This window comes from Streptomyces sp. NEAU-W12, assembly GCF_026242095.1.
GTDB lineage: Bacteria > Actinomycetota > Actinomycetes > Streptomycetales > Streptomycetaceae > Streptomyces.
Genome location: NZ_JAPJDM010000018.1, coordinates 24,695 through 42,439, shown reverse-complemented (window position 1 = coordinate 42,439; position 17,745 = coordinate 24,695). Strand labels below are relative to the sequence as shown.

The window sequence follows — 17,745 nt, the reverse complement described above, 5'->3', positions numbered from 1 at the left end:
GTCAGGCGCGAGTGGGGGCGTGCGCTGCTTCGCAGTGGTGCAGCAGGTCCCTGGAGAAGCTGTCGGAGCTCCGCTCCGCGCCGCGCACCCGGTGGATGTGTGCGGCGCGGGTGGGCTGGAGGCGGCGGCGCATGTGGTCCCGGCCGCCACCGGTGATGTTGAGGAGCACGGACTCGTCGGGCGTGATCGTGCGGTCCTGCACGGCGCGGCGCAGACCGGCCAGCGCCACCGCGGAGGCGGGCTCGATGTCGACACCCTCGACTTCGGCGAAGAGGGCGCCCGCGGCGAGCGCGTCCTCGCGTCCGGCCAGCAGCATGCGGCCGTTCGACCCGGTCAGGCAGTCACGTACCCCGCCGGCGACGGCGTAGGGCGGGCGGGCGTTGGTGAGCTCGTCGGCCAGACACCGCTCGGCGGCTTCCGCGGGACGTTCTCCCGCGTCCGGTACCGCGTCGTCGCGCTCGGCGCACCACGCGTCGTACAGCGGCGCGTACTCGGCGTTCTGGCAGAGCATCAGCCGTGGCAGGCCCTCGCTCGCGCCAGTCCGCACCAGACGGCCGGCGGCCTCGTGTACGGCGATGGCACCGGCCGCGCTGCCGACGGCCTGCACATAGACGTCCGCGGGCCGCGGCATCGCCTCGACCGCCGAAAGCCAGACCGTGCCGAGCCCGGCCCGGCGCGCGACGTTGCGCGTACCGCCCTCGATCTGGCCCCCCAGCCGCAGCGCCAGCGCGTCGGCGTAGGCGATCGTCTCGGCGTAGTCCGCGCCCTCCAGCGCCAGCAGCCGTACGCAGGGAGCGAGCGGTTCGGTGAACTCCAGCCGCTCCACGCCCGTTTCGGGCACGACGATGACGCACGGCAGCGCGTACAGCGAGCAGAGCCGCGCGAAGGCGGCGGCGGTGTTGCCCACCGAGGCGACGACGAGCGTGGGGGGATCCTCCGGGAGCCGGCCGAGCACGCAGTACGCCTCGAGCTCCTTGAACGTGGCCGTCTCCAGCCGCGCGCCCCGCTCGGGCCAGTAGCCGCTGAAGGAGACCCACAGGTCCGGCAGCCCCAGGGAGGCGCCGAGTCGCGTCGCAGGGTACACGACGGCGCTGCCGGCGTCTGGAACGGTACGGCGCACGGGCAGCCAGTCCTGGTAGCGGAACATCCCGTCGGCCTGCGGCCGGGGCGTGAACTCCCGCCGGGTGTAGGAGGTCTGGAGCAGGCCGGGCGCGTGCGACCGGGGGCAGCCGAGGGCCAGCCCGTCGTCGGCACCCTGCCATCCGCACACGGGGCAGGTCAGGGCGTAGTGCAGAGTCATCGTGCTCCCCTTGTACGGATGGTCGGCGCCCGGCGGGCGGTTCACGGGGCGGCCGGTGGGACCGGCCGGCGAAAAGGCGTGCGTTCCTGCGGGGCCGCCCAGTGCCGTTGCGGGTATCGGTACCGCGGCGGAGTACGGCTTTTGGCCGGAAGCCGTGGCGAACTCATGACTGAAGTCACCGATTCGCAAGAGGGAGGCGCGGCACCCGCGAGAACACCGTTTCGGTGCGCAAGGGGACTCTTTCGTGAGCGGCGACCGCCCGGTTCCGGGGTAGTGGAATTCGCGGCTCCCGGTCCACCCTGCGGAATCTACGGGGCGGTTCAGAAAACATACCCGGGAGCATACCGTCCACAGTGTGGACAGGCCAGTGCGCGAAGTAGGCGAAGCGTATTGTGCGGACACTCTTCACGGAATTTACGTGATCCCCACGGAGTATTTCTGCAGTGTTTCACCGGCGGTGTGTGAGGATTTTCCCCGGTTGCTATGCTGTCCGCCCATCCGCAGCCGCCGACCTGTCGGTTTTCGCCGGGTTGCCAGGAGGTTCTTCCGATATGTCGTGGTTGCAGGACTTTCTGGACTCGGTGTCGTCCGTCCCACTGCCGGCCACTCTGGCTTTCGCCGCCGCGTTCAGCGCGGCCGAGTCGGGCCTGGCGGTCGGTGCGGTGGTGCCGGGGGAGACGGTCGTCATCGTGCTCGCCGCCGCCATGCCGGGCCCGGTCGCGCTGGCCGCCCTCTTCGTGATCGTCGCCGTCGCGGGGAGCGCGGGCGACCACGTCGGCTACCTGCTGGGCAGACGGTACGGGGAGCGCGTACGGGACCTCGGGGTCGTCCGCAGATGGGGGCAGGGCCGCTGGGACGAGGCGATGCGCTTCCTCCACCGCTACGGCGCCTGGTCGGTCTTCCTGACCAGGCTGGTGCCCCTGGTGCGTACCCTGACCCCGGCGGCCGCCGGAGTCGCGGGGGTGCGCTACCGCAGCTTCCTACCCGCCTCGCTCGCGGGCGCGATGACCTGGGCGGCGCTTTACGTCGTCCTCGGCGCGCTGGCGAAGGCGTCCGTCGACCGGATCGAGACGCTGTCGGGCCGCGTCGGCTGGGCCGTACTGGCCGCCCTGGTGCTGCTCGTCGGGCTACGTCTTCTTGCGCGCGGGCGCGCGGCGCGCACGCCGGAGGAATGAGCCCTTGGACTCGTTCGGCGGCCGCTTGAATCCGCGCAGCGCCAGCAGGCACATCACCGTGATCAGGCCCGCGCTGCTCAGCAGGGCGCCGAGCAGCGAGTTCCCCAGGTCCCAGTCCAGCGCGAGATTCCGAGAGGCGTCCACGGCGTACGTCAGCGGGTTGACCGTGGCGACCACGCGCACCCAGCCGGGCAGAGCCTCGACGGGGATGAACGCGCTGGAGGCGAACATCAGCGGGGACATCACGAAGAAGCCGATGCTGCCCAGCACCTCCACGCTGCGCAACCAGGCCGCGAGCGCCAGGAAGATCCAGATCATCGACCAGCAGACCAGCAGCGACAGCAGGAACGCCCCCACCAGCCCCACCAGACCGCCGGCCGGTGAGAAGCCGAGCCCGACACGGGCGCACACCAGGAGCGCCGCGAGCTGGATCGCGACCCGGCAGATGTCGCCCGAGGAACGCGCGAGGAGCACGTACAGCGGGCGGACCGGCAGGAAGCGGAAGCGCTGCACGATGCCCGACTCGGAGTCCCGCACGAGGCCGACGCCCGCTGCCTGGGCGGAGCCGATGCCGGTGGTGATGAGCAGCGCGGGCACCAGGTAGTCGGTGTACGTGACCCCGGGCGGGAAGAGGTCGGGGTTGGCCATCCGGCCGAAGATCTGGGTGAAGAGCAGCAGCATGACGATCGGCTGCACCGCGGCCAGCACGACGATGCGCGGGTCCCCGCAGATCGCCCCGATCTGCCGCGCCGCCAGCACCCACAGCTGGGCGAGCTCGCGGGGCTGTGAGGAGTCGCCGCTGTGCGGCGGCGGGGAGTCGGGCACGGCCGCGACGGGGGAGTCCGGTCCGGGCGCTGCCACGGGGGTGACTGGATTCATGCCGTGCTCCGGGTCGGATACGACGCGCCCCGGCCCGCCGAGGTCAGCGACAGGTAGACGTCGTCCAGCGTCGGTTCGGACAGTGCCAGGTTCTCGATCGTGCAGTCGGCGGCCACCAGGATCTGCACGATCCTGGCCAGATCGGCGGAGGCGTCGACGGGGATCAGCAGGCGCCGCTCGTCGGCCTCCTGCGTGGGCTGGAAGCCGTGCAGCCGCAGCGCGGCCATCGCCTGGGCGGGTTCGGCGTGGTCGATGGCGACGTGCACCGACCTGCTGCCCGTCTCCTCCTTGAGGTCCGCCGTGGTCCCGGAGGCCACGACGGCGCCCGCGCTGAGCACGGCGATCCGGTCCGCCAGGCGGTCGGCCTCGTTGAGGTCCTGGGTGGTGAGCAGCACCGTGGTGCCGTTGCCCGCCAGGCCCTCGACGATCTCCCAGAGGTTGACGCGGCTGACGGGGTCGAGGCCGGTGGTGGGCTCGTCGAGGAAGAGCACCACAGGATCGGCGACGAGGCTCATGGCGAGATCCAGCCGCCGCCGCATACCGCCGGAGTAGGTGCGTACCGGACGGCTGGCGGCGGCCCCGAGGTCGAAGGCGTCGATGAGCTCCCCGGCCTTGCGGCGCGCGTCGCAAGGCCGGGAGCCGAGGATGCGGGCGATGAGCACCAGGTTCGCGACGGCCGAGAGGCGGCCGTCGACGGAGGTGTGCTGCGCGGTGACCCCGATGCGCTTGCGGATCTCGCGGCTCTGCGTCCGCACGTCGAAACCGGCGACGGTCGCGCTGCCCGAGGTGGGCTGGAGCAGCGTCGACAGGATGTGCACCAGCGTGGACTTGCCCGCGCCGTTGTGCCCCAGCAGGCCGAGCACCATGCCGGCGTGCGCCGTGATGTCGACGTCGCGCAGGGCGTTGACCGCCCCGAAGCTCTTGCACAGGCCCTGTGTGCTGATCGTCACCTCGCCCACGGTCGTGCCCCCTCCGGGTCGGGCGTGCTCGCGCGGGCCGCGTCCTCGCGCCCGCACCGGGATACGGACACGGTGCCTCCGTGTGCCGGCCCCTACTTCTGCAGGGAGTCGATCAGGCTCTTGGGCCTGATGTCGGTCCAGTTCTCCTCGATGTAGGCGACGCAGGCCTGCCGGGTGTCCTCCTGGTGCGCGACGGTCCACCCCTCGGGGACGGCGCTGAAGGAGGGCCAGAGCGAATGCTGGTTCTCGTCGTTGACGAGGACCAGGAAGCGGCCGTTCTCGTCGTCAAAAGGATTAGTGCTCACAGAACCTCTCCCGTTCAGTCGGGCTGATCTCCATCGTGATACGGCCGTTTTCCTTTTAACCCGGGCCTACGAGGCCGGGTGACGGTGCGTCGACGTCGGAACCATAGAGGAGTGGGCGTCGCTCGGCAATCTAGCCTCGAACTTTCATGACGGTCCGCCGACGGAGTCGGTGGACCGTTTTCGCGCCGTGAGGTGAGGCTGGGTAGGCCGAGGGTCCGAGTGTCGTCTCGGGGTGGCGCCGGGTTGCACTGCTCCGGTAGGAGTGGTGCTCCTCGTAGGGGCGTAAAGCTGCTGGTCAGCCGGTCTTCGGTAGGAGAGCGAGCCGTGCCAGAGCTGCGGCGATCTCGCCGGTCCAGGGCCAGTGGCGGGCGATGCGGAGGATGCGACGCCGGCCGGTCGTGACGAGCTGGGCGGCTGCGGAGAAGAGGCGGAGCCGAAGCCGGCGGGGCTCCCACAGCCGGGTCTTGCCGGCAAGGGCGAGCATGGGCATCCAGGCCAGCAGGTCGAGCGCGAGCTGGATAATCTCCAGCCAGACCGTGTTCTGCGCGGTGTCGTGCAGGGGCAGGTTGCGCAGTCCCGTTGCGCGGGCGGACCGGATGCGGTCCTCGGCCCGGGCCCGCAGCCGGTGACGGAGCCCGAGTGCGGCGATGGGCCGGTCGGCGGTGTGGGTGGCGAAACAGGTGATCCGCATGCCGTCCGCGTCGGTGGTCCTCAACGGGGCGCCGGGGTGGGGCCGTTCTCTGCGGACGATCAGCCGCATCCCTCTCGGCCAGCCGTCGAGCAGATCGCCGGTGAGTTCGGCGACCCAGGCCCCGTCACGGACCCCGCCGCCGGTCTCGACGGCCGGGGTCCAGGCCGAGGCGGGGGTCTTCAGCACGTGGCTGTGGATGGCCTGGGTGATCACCATGCCGACGGAGCAGGGCAGCCAGCGCCCGCGCCGGGCGAGCCAGGAGACGAACTCGTGGGTGCCCCCCGCGGAGTCGCATCGGATGAGGGTCTGTCGTCCGCGCCGGTACCTCTTGGGCAGTTGGGCCAGGGCCGGGCGAGCGGTGGTGATGTGGTCGACGGCGGTGTTCGAGCCCGCGTTCCCAGGACGAAGGAGAGCGGCGACGGGTTCGCCGGTGCCGCCCGGCCCGTGGTCGACGAAGGCCATCAGCGGGTGCTGGCCGTTGGTCTTCTTCCAGGTCGGGGCGGCGTTCTGCTTGTCGGAGTGGGAGACGACCAGGACTCCGTCCAGGTCCACGATCACCTGCCCCCCGGTGTCCGGTGCCCGGCTGCCGGCCAACGACCAAGCGTGGGCACGGACTTCGGACCGGGCGGTGCGGATGACGGTCGGTGCCTTCTCGTCCGCGGTGGCGAGGGTGTCGGTCAGGCGGGAGACCGTGGGGTCGGAGGCGACCGGTTCGAAGGCGGCCGGCTCGGCCCGCAGCATCGCGATGTCGGCTAGGCAGTCCCCACCGAGCGCGACCGCCAGCGCAAGATCTACGAGTGTCTTGCCCGGGTCGTGGACGGCCCGCGGCTTCCGTCAGGGGGCAAGCGCTGCGGATATGGCCTGGTCAAGGCCGGTCTTGCGAACAGTTTCGACCAGCAGGACCGAACCGGCCTGCGAGACCACGGCCCGGCCGTCGTCCCGGACAAGGACATGGGGATAGGACTCGATAGGCTGCTTCACCTGGAAAGTCCCTCCGACAGGGGCGGGAACAAGGACCTCGGTAATCCTTATTCTCGCCGGTCAGAGGCGCTTTCTGCTTACCTGGCCACTTGTCGGCCAGCCCGCTTCCTGAATAGCGCGAGGCTGGCAGAGCACCGTGAGCCGCTGAATCGGAATAGGAGATTCCGAGACCCGCCATCGGCGGTGCGACGCGGGCATGTCGTAAACATCCGATTCAATCCGCCTTCGGGGCGTGCCGGGGTAAGGGTGGCGGGTAGGGGTGCCCGCGTTGACGGTCGAACTGTTGCGTGGTTAGACTCCCCCGTGTTTGCTCTCATGGTGGTGAACGTCGAGTACTTCAGTTCACAAAGCGCAATTACGGGGGTGTAGCGCGGTGTTCCCTAAGTGTGTGTCGGGCAGCGGACACGGATAACGCCCGCAGTTTCTTCCTACAGAATTCACCTTTGATTTCTGCGTGCGGAGGGCTGCGTATCCCCGAGGACCACCTCTCGCTTCCTCCGCACCCCGATTCCTCTTCCCGCTCCGCGGTCCCGCGGCGGGTCCGTCCCTCTCCCTCCGGGGCGGTGCACGGCACCGCGACCACGGGAGTGCTGCCGGCGGACCCGACCCGTACCGCCCGGCCGCTCGCCCGCGTGCGGCGGCCCCTTCCCCCAATCACGTCATCTGGAGGCGCGGATTCGTATGGCCGACATCGGCGAGGCGCGGAACGTGGCCGATCTGCTGGGCCGTCACGCGAGTGAGCACCCTGACCGCGAGGCGCTCCGCTACCTGCACGACGTCGAGACCGGCGACGGCACGTCGCTGACGTACGCGGAGGTGCACCGCGCCGCTTCGGGCGTCGCGCGGGACCTGTCCGGACGGTTCGCCGCGGGCGACCGGCTGCTCCTGCTGCACGGTTTCGGCCCGGCGTTCCTCGCCGCGTTCCTCGGCTGCCTGTACGCCGGGATGGTCGCGGTGCCCGCGCCGTTGCCCGGCCGGTACCGCCACGAACGCCGCCGCGTGCTCAGCATCGCGCGCAGCAGCGGCACTGTCGCGGCGCTCACCGACGACGCGAACACCGAGGACGTCGCCGAGTGGATGCGCGAGGAGGGCCTCACCGGACTGCCGCTGCTGTCCACCGACGGCGCCGCCGACGCGCCTGCCGACGCCGCCCCGCCCGCCGTGGAGCTGAACCGCGAGACGCTCGCGATGCTCCAGTACACCTCCGGCTCCACCGGCGAGCCCAAGGGCGTGATGGTCAGCCACGGCAACCTGCTGCGGAACATCGAGACCCTCAGCGCGTCGTTCGGCTTCAACTCCCTTACGGTCTTCGGCGGTTGGATCCCGCACTTCCACGACATGGGCCTCATCGGCCAGCTGCTGCCGCCGCTCTTCCTCGGCAGCAGGGGCCTCCTGATGAGCCCGTCCGCCTTCATCCGGCGCCCGCACAGCTGGCTCCGGATGATCGACACGTACGACGTCGAATGGTCGGCCGCGCCGAACTTCGCCTACGACCTGTGCGTACGGCGGGTCACCGACGCCCAGTTGGAGACCCTGGACCTGTCGCGCTGGCGGTGGGCGGCGAACGGCTCCGAGCCGATCCACGCCGGCACCCTCACCCACTTCGCGAAGCGCTTCGCCCCCACCGGCTTCCGCACCGAGTCGCTGTCGCCCTGCTACGGCCTCGCCGAGTCGACCGTGTACGTCTCCGGACGGCAGACGCCCACGATCACCGAGGTCGACGCGGAGATGCTGGAGGACCGCAAGCTCGCCGCGGCGTCCGAGGGCCGGCCCGGCCGCGCCCTGGTCGGCTGCGGTACCCCGCAGGACGTCGACCTCCGGATCGTCGACCCGGAGACCGGCAGCCAGCTGCCGCCCGGCGCGGTCGGCGAGATCTGGCTGCGCGGCCCGAGCGTCGCGGCCGGGTACTGGAACCACCCCACGGCCACCGAGGCGACGTTCGGCGCCACCCTCGACGGCATCGACGGGCAGTACCTGCGCACCGGCGACCTCGGCGCACTGCACGAGGGCGACCTCTACGTCACCGGCCGGATCAAGGAGATGATCACCGCACACGGCCGGAACCTCTACCCGCAGGACATCGAGTACGAGCTCCGCGCCGCCCACCCCGAACTCGCCTCCCACGTCGGCGCGGTCTTCACGGTCGCGCGCGAGGGCACGGACCCGGCGCTCGTCCTCACCCACGAGGTCAAGGGCCGGCTCGACGAGGCCGGCCTGACGGAGCTGGCACGGGGGATGCGGCAGACCGTGGCCCGCGAGCTCGGCATGACCGCCGCCTGTGTCGTCCTGCTGCGCCCGGGCAAGGTACGGCGCACGACCAGCGGCAAGATCCAGCGCGACGCGATGCGCAAGCTCTTCGAGCAGGGCGAGCTGGAAGCCGTGTGGATCCAGGGCGAGGTACCGGGGCGGGACGCCGGAGGCGCTCGCGCATGAGCCCCACACCGCTGGTCAGGGGAAAGGCCCCCCACACGCTGCTGCGCGAACTGCTCGACGAACAGGCCGGCCCCGGCGGCGCGTTCGACCCCGCCGCCCTGCGCGAACTGGACCGCGACGAGGCGTTCCCCGCCGAACCCTGCCGCGTGCTCGACGAGTTCGGGCTCCCCGCCCACTACGTACCGGTCGCGCACGGCGGGCGCCTGGGCGACCTCGCCGAGTTGATCCGACTCGTACGCAGTGTCGCCCGGCACGACGTCACCGTCGCCGTCGCGCACGCCAAGACGCTGCTGGGGGCCGCCTCCGTCTGGGTCGCCGACGACGCCGACCAGGCCGGCGCCCTCGGCCGCCGGATCGTCGACGGACAGATCGTCTCCTGGGCGCTGACCGAACGCGGCCACGGCGCCGACCTGCTGGCGGGCGAGCTCACCGCCGAACGCACCGGCACCGGCTGGCGGCTCGACGGCGAGAAGTGGCTCATCAACAACGCCACCCGCGCCGACCAGCTCTGCGTACTGGCCCGCACGGGCAGGTCCGGCGACGCCCGCGGCTTCGGCCTCTTCCTGGTGGACACCCGCGCTCTGGCGCCCGGCAGCCACGAACGCCTCCCGAAGGTCCGTACGCACGGTATCCGCGGCGCGGACATCAGCGGCGCCCGCTTGACCGGCGCCACCGTGCCCGCATCCGCGCAGGTCGGCCCCGACGGAGCCGGGCTGGAGATCGTGCTGAAGGCGCTCCAGCTCACCCGCACGGTGTGCACAGGGCTCTCTCTCGGGGCGTGCGACCACGCGCTGAACCTGGCCGTCCGCTTCGCGGCGCAGCGGCGGCTGTACGGGCGCCTGCTGAGCGAACTGCCCCGCGTACGCCGCATCCTGGCCGACGCCGTCGCCGACCTCCTGCTGATGGAGGCCGTGTCCGAGGTGGCGGGCCGCGCCGCGCACGCGCTGCCGCGCGAGATGGCGGTGGTCTCCGCCGTCGCCAAGGCGTACGTACCGGGTACGGCCGACGCACTGATCGCGGATCTGGGCGAACTCCTCGGCGTACGGGCCTTTTTCACCGAGGAGTACGCGGACGGCATGTTCGCCAAGCTGGAGCGCGACCACCGGATCGTGGCGATCTTCGACGGCAGCACCGACGTGAACCGGCACGCGCTGATCAAGCAGTTCCCGCTGCTCGCCAGGGCCGCCGCCCGGCGCGGCCCCGACCGCGAGGGACTGGCCGCCGCGGCCGCCCTGCACACCCCGCTCGACCCGCTCGCCCCGCGTTCCCTGACCCTCGCCGGGAACCGGGGCTGCTCGGTGCTCCAGGCGGTGCCCGACGCCGTCGCCCGTACTCGCGAGGAGATCACCGCGGGTACGGCGCCCGCCGCGCTCGGCCCGCTGCTGGACGCGTTCGCCGCCGCCTGCGCCGAGCTGGAGCGCGAACTGGCCGAGTACAGACCGACGTTCGAGGACGTGCCCGCGGCCGCCTTCGAGTTCGCCCGCCGCTACGAGCTCTGCTTCGCCGGGGCCGCCGCGCTGCACGTCTGGTCGCACCGGGACGCGCGCGCGGGGCCGCCGTCGCCCCTGTGGGCGGAGGGCCGCTGGCTCCGGGTCTGCCTGGCCCGGACCCTGCGCCGGCTCGACCGGCCCGCCGCCGCCCAACAGGACGCCGCGGAGGCGCTGGTGGAAGAACTGGTGCGCACGGAAGGACGCGGCATGACGCTGCTGTCGGCACGATGAGCCAGGACACCGTCACGACTCCGCACGCCCCCGGACGGGCACCGCGCGCCGACACCCTGGAGCGGCTGTTCGGCGACCCCCGCGACCCGGCGAACCCGGTCGGCCACGCGCCGATCCTCGCGGCCGACGACCGCGCCGAGATGTTCGCCGAGGGCGAGGCGCTGCTCGACGGCTTCGGGCTGAACGCCGAGTTCGTCCCCACCCGTTACGGCGGACGCCTCGACCGGCTCGACGACCTCGTCGAGGTCATGCGCGCGGTGTACCGGCGCGACCCGAGCCTTGGCCTCGGCTATGGCGCGAGTTCGCTGATCTCCTCGGTCAACGTCTGGACCTCCGCCGACGAGGAGCAGTCCCGCCGCGTCGCCGACATCCTCCTGGGCAACGGCAAGATCGCCGCCGCGTACCACGAACTCGCCCACGGCAACGACATGTCGGGCACCGAGATGAACGCCGCGTCCGTCGACGGCGGCTGGTGCCTGAACGGCCGCAAGGAGGTGGTCACCAACATCCGCCGCGCGAACGCCCTGGTGCTGTTCGCCCGTACCGGGCCGGGCGAGGGGAGCCGCAACCACTCCCAGCTGCTCGTCGACAAGGAGCGCGTCCTCGGCGGCGGAATCCGCTACCTGCCGCGGTACGGCACCGTCGGGCTGCGCGGCGTCCAGCTGGCCGGCGCCGCCTTCGAGGACTGCCGGCTGGGGCCCGAGGCGTTGATCGGCCGCCAGGGCCACGGGCTGGAGACCGCGATGCGGTCCTTCCAGGTCACCCGGGCCACGCTGCCGGCGATGATGACCGCGATCCTCGACTCCGCCCTGCGCGCGACACTGCTGCACGTGGGCAGCCGTTCCCTGTACGGCCGCCGCGTCGGCGACCTGCCGCAGGTGCGGGCGCAGCTCGCCGGGGCGTTCGCCGATCTGCTGGCCTGCGAGGCGTTCAGCATGGTGGCGGTCAGGGCCCTGCACCTGCTGCCGGAGGTGGCGGGACTGTACGCCGCGTCCGTCAAGTACGCGGTCGCCGGGGCGCTGCTGCGGGCGGTGGACCGGCTGTCCGGCGTCCTGGGCGCGGAGTTCTTCCACCGCGACGGCGAGCAGGCGATCTTCCAAAAGCTCCTGCGCGACCTCAAGCCCGTCGGCTTCGGCCACGCGGCGCGCGCCGCCTGCCAGACGACGATCCTGCCCCAACTGGGCATCCTGGCGCGCCGCCCGCTCAACCCGGCGGCCCCGCCCGAGGCCCTCTTCCGGATCGACGCGGACCTCCCCGAGATGTCCTTCGGCGCGCTCCGGATCAGCTCCGGGGGCCGCGACCCGCTGGCCGCGGCGCTGGAGGAGCTCGCCGAGCAGACCGCCGGGCACGGCGACGCCCGGCTGGCCGCCGACCTCGACGGCCTGCGGTCCGAACTGGCCGCCGTCCGCACCGCCGCCGCGGCGCTCGCACCGCGCGAGCTCACCTTCACCGCCACCGCCGACGCCTACGACTTGGTCGAGCGCTACGTGCACGTCCTGGTCGGCACCGCCTGTCTGCGTGTGTGGTGGCACAACCGCGACGGCTCCGACGCCTTCCTCGCCGAACCCCTGTGGCTGCGTGCGGCGCTCGCCCGGGTGCGCACGGCCTGGAGCGGACGCCCGACGCCGCTGCCGCCCGCGGAAGTGGACGCCCTGTACGCGCAGTTGCAGCTCCGGCTGGCGGAGCAGCGCAGCTTCGGACTACTCGGCCGCCGCCTGTCCGGAACCTGACCGGCGGCGCCTCCCGGACCGCGGGAGGACGCGACGCAGTGCCGCGAAGAAGTGACGAGACCCGTCAAGACGACCCGTTGAGGAGCACACACCATGGAAGCAGCGACCACACCCGCCCCCTCCGCCCCCTCCGCCGCCGAGCTCGCCGACTGGCTGACCCGCACGGTGGCCGACTACGTCAGCTCCGAGCCCTCCGAGATCGAGCCGGACGTACCGCTGTCCGAGTACGGCCTGGACTCGGTGTCGGCAACCACCGTGTGCGCCGACATCGAGGACCACCTCGGGCTGGTCGTCGAGATGACGCTGATCTGGGACCACCCCACCGTCGCGGAGCTGTCGCAGGCGTTGGCCGATGAACTGGAGTCCGCCCGCGGCTGACGCCGGAGGGGGCGGCGGGTGCTCCCGCACGTATCCCGTTCCCGGCAACGGTCCACGCTGGCGCGTCGATTGGGAGTGTGTGATGTCCGAGGGGTCTCCGGTCCACGAGGTGCTGCCCGCGCAGCGCGAGGTCTGGCTCGCGCAGTGCCTCCAGCCGCTCAGCCCGCGCTTCAACTGCGGGATGTTCCTGGACGTCGCCACGGCGCTGGATCCCGCGGTGCTGCGCCGTGCGGTGACGCGCGCGCTGACGGAGGCCGAGGCGCTGCGGACGCGCTTCGTGCCGCGCGACGGCGGTGAGGTCGGGCAGGTCGTCGAACCCGCGCCTGCCGACCCGCTGACCGTGGTGGACCTCCGCGGGGCGGACGCGCCGATGGAAGCCGCCCGCGAGTGGATGGACGCCGACCTCGCCCGGCCCGTGGACCTCGCCGCGGGCGGCACGTACCGGCACGCGCTCCTGCGGGTGGGAGAGCAGCGGTCCCTGCTCTACCTCCGCTACCACCACATCACCCTCGACGGCTTCGGCCAGAGCCTCTACACCTCCCGCCTCGCCGAGATCTACACCGCGCTCGCCGCCGGACTCGACACGGGCGAAAGCCCGTTCGGCGGTCTCGCGCGCCTCCTTCAGGAGCAGCGCCGCTACGAGGCGTCCGAGAAGGCCACCGCCGACCGGGCGTACTGGCTGGAGCGGGCCGCCGGCCTCGCCCAGGACGGGACGCACAGCGCACCGCCCGCCTCGGACGACGTCGTACGGGAGACCAGGAAGCTCCCGGCCGAACTGGCGGACGCCGTGCGCGAGTACGCCAGGGCGCACCGCACCCGCTGGAGCATGGTGCTGCTCGGTGCCGTCGCGGCCTTCGTGCAGCGGCGGCGCGACAGCGACGGGGTGGTCCTCGACCTGCCGATGTCCGGGCGACTGACCCGGGCCGCCGCCACCACCCCCTGCATGACGTCCAACGTGCTGCCGCTGCGGCTCGGTCTCGCGGGGGAAGCGGACCTCGCGGCCGTACTGGACGAGCTGTCCGCGGCGCTGTCCCCGGCCTTCCGCCACCAGCGGTTCCGCGGCGAGGAGCTGGAGCGCGCCGTCGGCGCGAACGGCGCCCCCGGCCGGGTGTCGGTGAACGTCATGCCCTTCGAACACCGGACCGTCTTCGGCGACACCCCCGCGGACCTGCACCAGCTCTCCACCGGGCCGGTGCGCGACCTGGCGATCGACGTCCACGGCAGCCCGCACGAGGGCGACATCCAGATCACCGTCCAGGGCAACGCGCGGGCGTACACGCGCGCGGACGTCGTGCAGTGGCACGGTGAACTGCGGCGCATGCTAAGCCAGTTGCTCGCGCACCCGGAGCGCCCGGTGGGCGAGGCCGACCTCCTGGACGGGGCGACCCGCCGCCGGGTGCTGGAGGAGTGGAACCGCACCGCCGCCAAGCTGCCGGACGGCACGGTCGTCGACTGGTTCGAGGACCAGGCCCGGCGGACCCCCGGGGCGCCCGCCGTGACCGACGGCACCACCGCGCTGACCTACCGGGAGCTGGACGCCGAGGCGAACCGCCTCGCCCGCGTGCTCGTCGCCGAGGGCGTGGGCGCGGAGGACTCGGTGGCGGTGCTGCTGCGCAGCGGCCCCGCGCTCCTGGTCGCCCTGCTCGCCGTCTGGAAGGCCGGCGGCGCGTACGTCCCGCTCGACCCCGAGAACCCAGCCGGGCGCGTCGCCCACCTCCTCGACGACGCGGCGCCCGTGCTCACCCTCACCGACGCGGACTCGGCGTCCCGACTGCCCGAGTCCGCACGCCGGTTGACCCTCGGCTCGCCGGACCTGGAGGCGGCCTGCGGCGCCCACCGGGCGGACGCGCTCGAACCCGGTGAACTGCTCCGCCCGCTGCGGTCCGAGCGCGCCGCGTACCTCATCTATACCTCGGGGTCGACCGGCAGGCCCAAGCCTGTGGTGGTCGAGCAGCGCAACCTCGCGGCGTACGTCGCCTTCGCGGGCGGCGCCTACCCCGGCCTCGCCGGACGGGCGCTGGTGCAGACGTCCATCGCTTTCGACCTGACCGTGACCGGCGCCCTCGTGCCGCTGACGCTGGGCGGCTGCGTACGGTTCGCCGCGTTCGGCGAGGGCGGTGCGGCCGAGGACGAGCCCGCGCCCGCGTTCGCCAAGGTCACGCCCTCCCACCTCGCCGTGCTCGCCGGTCTGCCGCCCCGCTGGTCGGCGACCGAGCAGGTCGTCGTCGGCGGCGAGCAGCTGACCGGCGGCGCCGTGGCCGAGCTGCGCAAACGCCGCCCCGGCGTGACGGTCGTGAACGAGTACGGCCCGACCGAGGCGACCGTGGGCTGCGCGGTGTACACGGTGCGGCCGGAGGGCGAGGTCCCCGAGGGCGCCGTCGCCATCGGCCGTCCCGTCGCCAACGCGCGGCTGTACGTGCTGGACCGACGGTTGCGCCCCGTGCCGCCGGGTGCGGCGGGCGAGCTGTACATCGGCGGCGCGGGCGTCGCGCGCGGCTACGGCGAACGCCCCGGGCTCACCGCCGAGCGCTTCGTCGCCGACCCTTTCGGCTCCGGCGGCCGGCTGTACCGCACCGGTGACCTCGCCCGCTGGAACGCCGACGGCGACCTGGAGTACCTCGGACGCCGCGACGACCAGATCAAGCTGCGCGGCTTCCGCGTCGAGCTCGGCGAGATCGAGGCCGCCCTCAGCCGCCACCCGGCGGTGGCGCAGTCGGCGGCGACGGTCCGCGAGGACGTACCGGGCGACCGGCGGCTGGTGGCCTACCTGGTGCCGGCGGCCAGTGAAGTCATCCCCGACGCGGGGGAGTTGCGGGACTTCCTGCGCGCGTGGCTGCCCGATCCGCTGGTGCCGGCGGCGTTCGTCGCACTCGACACGATGCCGCTGACGCCGAACGGCAAGGCTGACCGCGCGGCGCTGCCCGCCCCCGCCGCGAAGCCCGTCGCCGACGCTCCCCGGGACGCGGACGACCCCCGGGTGGAGATCCTCTGCCACGCGTTCGCCGACACGCTGTCCCTGCCCGCGGTCGGTGTCGACGACGACTTCTTCCACCTCGGCGGGCACTCCCTGCTCGCCACCCGGTTGCTCGCGCGCATCCGCACCGCGCTCGGCGCCGAACTCTCCCTGCGCGAACTCTTCGACCACTCCACCGTCCGGCGGCTGCTGGAGGTGCTCGACACCGCGCGCCCCGCCCGCCCCGAGCTGCGGGCCGAGCCGAGGCCCGAGCGGGTGCCGGTGTCCTTCGCCCAGCAGCGGCTGTGGTTCCTCCACCGCCTGGAGGGACCGAACGCGACGTACAACTACGCCGTCGTGTTGCGCCTGACCGGCACCCTGGACGTCACCGCGCTGCGTGCCGCGCTCGGCGACGTGGTCGCCCGCCACGAGAGCCTGCGCACCACGATCGTCGAACGCGACGGCGTCCCCTGCCAACTCACCGGCCCCGAGGCCGCGTTCGACCTGCCCGTGCGCGACACCTCCGCGCAGGCGCTGCCCGCGGAGCTCTCCGCGCTCGCGCACCGGGAGTTCTCCCTCTCCGACGAACTGCCCCTGCACTGCGTGCTCCACCGCGTCGGCAGCGAGGACGGCGAACACGGCGCGGACGGCGAGAACGGCGAGAACGGCGCGCACGGCGGCGAGGGCGCGTGGGCACTGGCCATGGTCGTCCACCACGTCGCGGGCGACGGCTGGTCGACCGGACCGCTGCTGCGCGACCTGGCCGAGGCGTACACGGCCCGGACACGGGGCGCCGCCCCGGGGTGGGCGGCGCTGCCGCTCCAGTACGCCGACTACGTGCTGTGGCAGCGCAGGCTGCTCGGCTCGCACGAGGACCCGGACAGCGTCTTCTCCCGCCAGCTCGCCTACTGGCGCACACAACTGGACTGCCTTCCCGAGGAGTTGGAACTCCCGACGTACCGCTCCCGCCCGGCCGCGGTGACCTCCGCGGCGGAACGGGTGCTGTTCGAGGTGCCGTCCCGGGTGCGCGCCGGGCTGCGCGAGCTGGCACGGGAGCGCGGCTGCAGCGTGTTCATGGTCGTCCACGCCGCGCTCACCGCCCTGCTGTCCCGCTTCGGCGCCGGTACGGACATCCCCGTGGGCACGCCCGTCGCGGGCCGCACCGACGACGCCCTGCGGGATCTCGTCGGCTTCTTCGTCAACACCCTGGTGCTGCGCGTGGACGCCTCCGGGCGCCCGACGTTCGCGGAGCTGCTCGACCGGGTTCGCGACACCGACCTGGACGCCTACGCACACCAGGACATCCCGTTCGACCACCTCGTCGAGGCCGTCAACCCGCCGCGAGTCGCCGGCCGCCACCCGCTGGTGCAGACGGTCCTGTCGTTCGACAACACCGACCGGAGCCTGTGGTCGTCCGCGCTGGACGGCGGCTTCCCGGGGCTCGACGCCACCGCCGCGGAGATCAAGACCGGCCGGGCCAAGTTCGACCTGGCGTTCGCGCTGACCGACGACACCCCCGACGGCGCGCCGGGCGGGGAGTTCGCCTGGGGCGGCAGCCTGGACTACAGCACCGATCTCTTCGACGCCCCGACCGCGCGGGCGCTCGCGCACGGACTCGTCCGGGTCCTGGAGCAGGTCGTGGAGACCCCCGAACTGCCCGTCCACGCCCTGGACGTGCTCGGCGCCCCCGGCCGGGAGATGCTGCTCACCGAGTGGAACGACACCGCAGCGCCCGTCCCGCAGGAGAGCGTGCCCGCGCTGTTCGCCCGCAGCGCCGCCCGGAACCCGGACGCGACCGCGGTGCGCTGCGGCGCCGACACCCTGACCTACGCCGAGCTGGACGTCCGCGCCGACCGGCTCGCCCGCGTCCTCGCCGACCGCGGCGTCGGCACTGAGTCGCGGGTGGCCGTGGCGATGCGGCGCGGTGCGGACGTCCCCGTCGCGCTGCTCGCGGTCCTGCGGGCAGGCGGCGCCTACGTACCGGTGCGTCCGGACGATCCGGCGGAGTGGGTACGCGGCCTGCTCGCCGACATCGACGCCGTGCTGGTCCTGACGGACGCCGAGAACGCGGCCGCGGCCGCGGAGTGGGGCGTCCCCGTGCTCGACACCGCCGCCCCGCTCCCGGACGCGCCCGCCCTCCGCGCGCAGGCGCCGGTGCCCGACCAGCTCGCGTACGTCATCTTCACCTCCGGCTCCACCGGCGTCCCCAAGGGCGTCGCCGTCAGCCACCGCGACATCGT

General features: G+C 72.9%; 10 protein-coding genes and 1 pseudogene (1 of these 11 running past the window's edge). 6 read left to right on the top strand and 5 right to left on the bottom strand.

Features of this window, described 5'->3' with window-relative positions; all coding sequences use genetic code 11:
- Position 1 precedes the first annotated feature (1 nt).
- Positions 2 to 1,300, bottom strand: a complete 1,299-nt coding sequence (locus ORI94_RS22455) for a cysteate synthase (protein WP_266078517.1) — start codon at positions 1,298 to 1,300, stop codon at positions 2 to 4.
- Positions 1,301 to 1,851: 551 nt separating this feature from the next.
- Here ORI94_RS22455 and ORI94_RS22450 point away from each other — a divergent pair.
- Positions 1,852 to 2,475, top strand: coding sequence for a DedA family protein (locus ORI94_RS22450; protein WP_266078515.1), 624 nt, complete (start codon positions 1,852 to 1,854; stop codon positions 2,473 to 2,475).
- Here the strand turns inward: ORI94_RS22450 and ORI94_RS22445 are convergent.
- The 4 genes and pseudogenes from ORI94_RS22445 to ORI94_RS22430 all read right to left on the bottom strand — a co-directional run bounded on the left by ORI94_RS22445 (position 2,428) and on the right by ORI94_RS22430 (position 6,290).
- Positions 2,428 to 3,354, bottom strand: a complete 927-nt coding sequence (locus ORI94_RS22445) for an ABC transporter permease (RefSeq protein ID WP_266078513.1) — start codon at positions 3,352 to 3,354, stop codon at positions 2,428 to 2,430. The two genes, ORI94_RS22450 and ORI94_RS22445, sit on opposite strands and share 48 nt — an antisense overlap.
- Positions 3,351 to 4,304, bottom strand: coding sequence for an ATP-binding cassette domain-containing protein (locus ORI94_RS22440; RefSeq protein ID WP_266078511.1), 954 nt, complete (start codon positions 4,302 to 4,304; stop codon positions 3,351 to 3,353). The genes ORI94_RS22445 and ORI94_RS22440 overlap by 4 nt, the downstream gene beginning before the upstream one ends.
- A 101-nt stretch (positions 4,305 to 4,405) precedes the next feature.
- Complete coding sequence (locus tag ORI94_RS22435) at positions 4,406 to 4,618, bottom strand: MbtH family protein (protein WP_266078509.1); 213 nt, start codon at positions 4,616 to 4,618, stop codon at positions 4,406 to 4,408.
- Positions 4,619 to 4,913: 295 nt separating this feature from the next.
- Positions 4,914 to 6,290, bottom strand: a pseudogene (locus tag ORI94_RS22430) (IS1380 family transposase).
- A gap of 681 nt (positions 6,291 to 6,971) precedes the next feature.
- Here ORI94_RS22430 and ORI94_RS22425 point away from each other — a divergent pair.
- The 5 genes from ORI94_RS22425 to ORI94_RS22405 form a co-directional block, all read left to right on the top strand.
- Positions 6,972 to 8,723 carry a fatty acyl-AMP ligase gene (locus ORI94_RS22425; protein WP_266078507.1) on the top strand — a complete coding sequence of 584 codons (1,752 nt, stop codon included), beginning with the start codon at positions 6,972 to 6,974 and terminating at the stop codon, positions 8,721 to 8,723.
- Positions 8,720 to 10,444 carry an acyl-CoA dehydrogenase family protein gene (locus ORI94_RS22420; protein ID WP_266078505.1) on the top strand — a complete coding sequence of 575 codons (1,725 nt, stop codon included), beginning with the start codon at positions 8,720 to 8,722 and terminating at the stop codon, positions 10,442 to 10,444. The genes ORI94_RS22425 and ORI94_RS22420 overlap by 4 nt, the downstream gene beginning before the upstream one ends.
- Positions 10,441 to 12,174, top strand: coding sequence for an acyl-CoA dehydrogenase (locus ORI94_RS22415; RefSeq protein ID WP_266078503.1), 1,734 nt, complete (start codon positions 10,441 to 10,443; stop codon positions 12,172 to 12,174). The genes ORI94_RS22420 and ORI94_RS22415 overlap by 4 nt, the downstream gene beginning before the upstream one ends.
- 93 nt (positions 12,175 to 12,267) lie before the next feature.
- The gene (locus ORI94_RS22410; RefSeq protein ID WP_266078501.1) at positions 12,268 to 12,552 is read left to right on the top strand and encodes an acyl carrier protein; all 285 of its coding nucleotides are present in this window, start codon (positions 12,268 to 12,270) and stop codon (positions 12,550 to 12,552) included.
- An 82-nt stretch (positions 12,553 to 12,634) separates the two neighbouring features.
- Positions 12,635 to 17,745, top strand: the 5' portion of a protein-coding gene (locus tag ORI94_RS22405) for a non-ribosomal peptide synthetase (RefSeq protein ID WP_266078499.1). It continues 10,522 nt past the right edge of the window; the window shows 5,111 of its 15,633 coding nt (coding positions 1-5,111); the start codon lies at positions 12,635 to 12,637; the stop codon falls past the right edge of the window.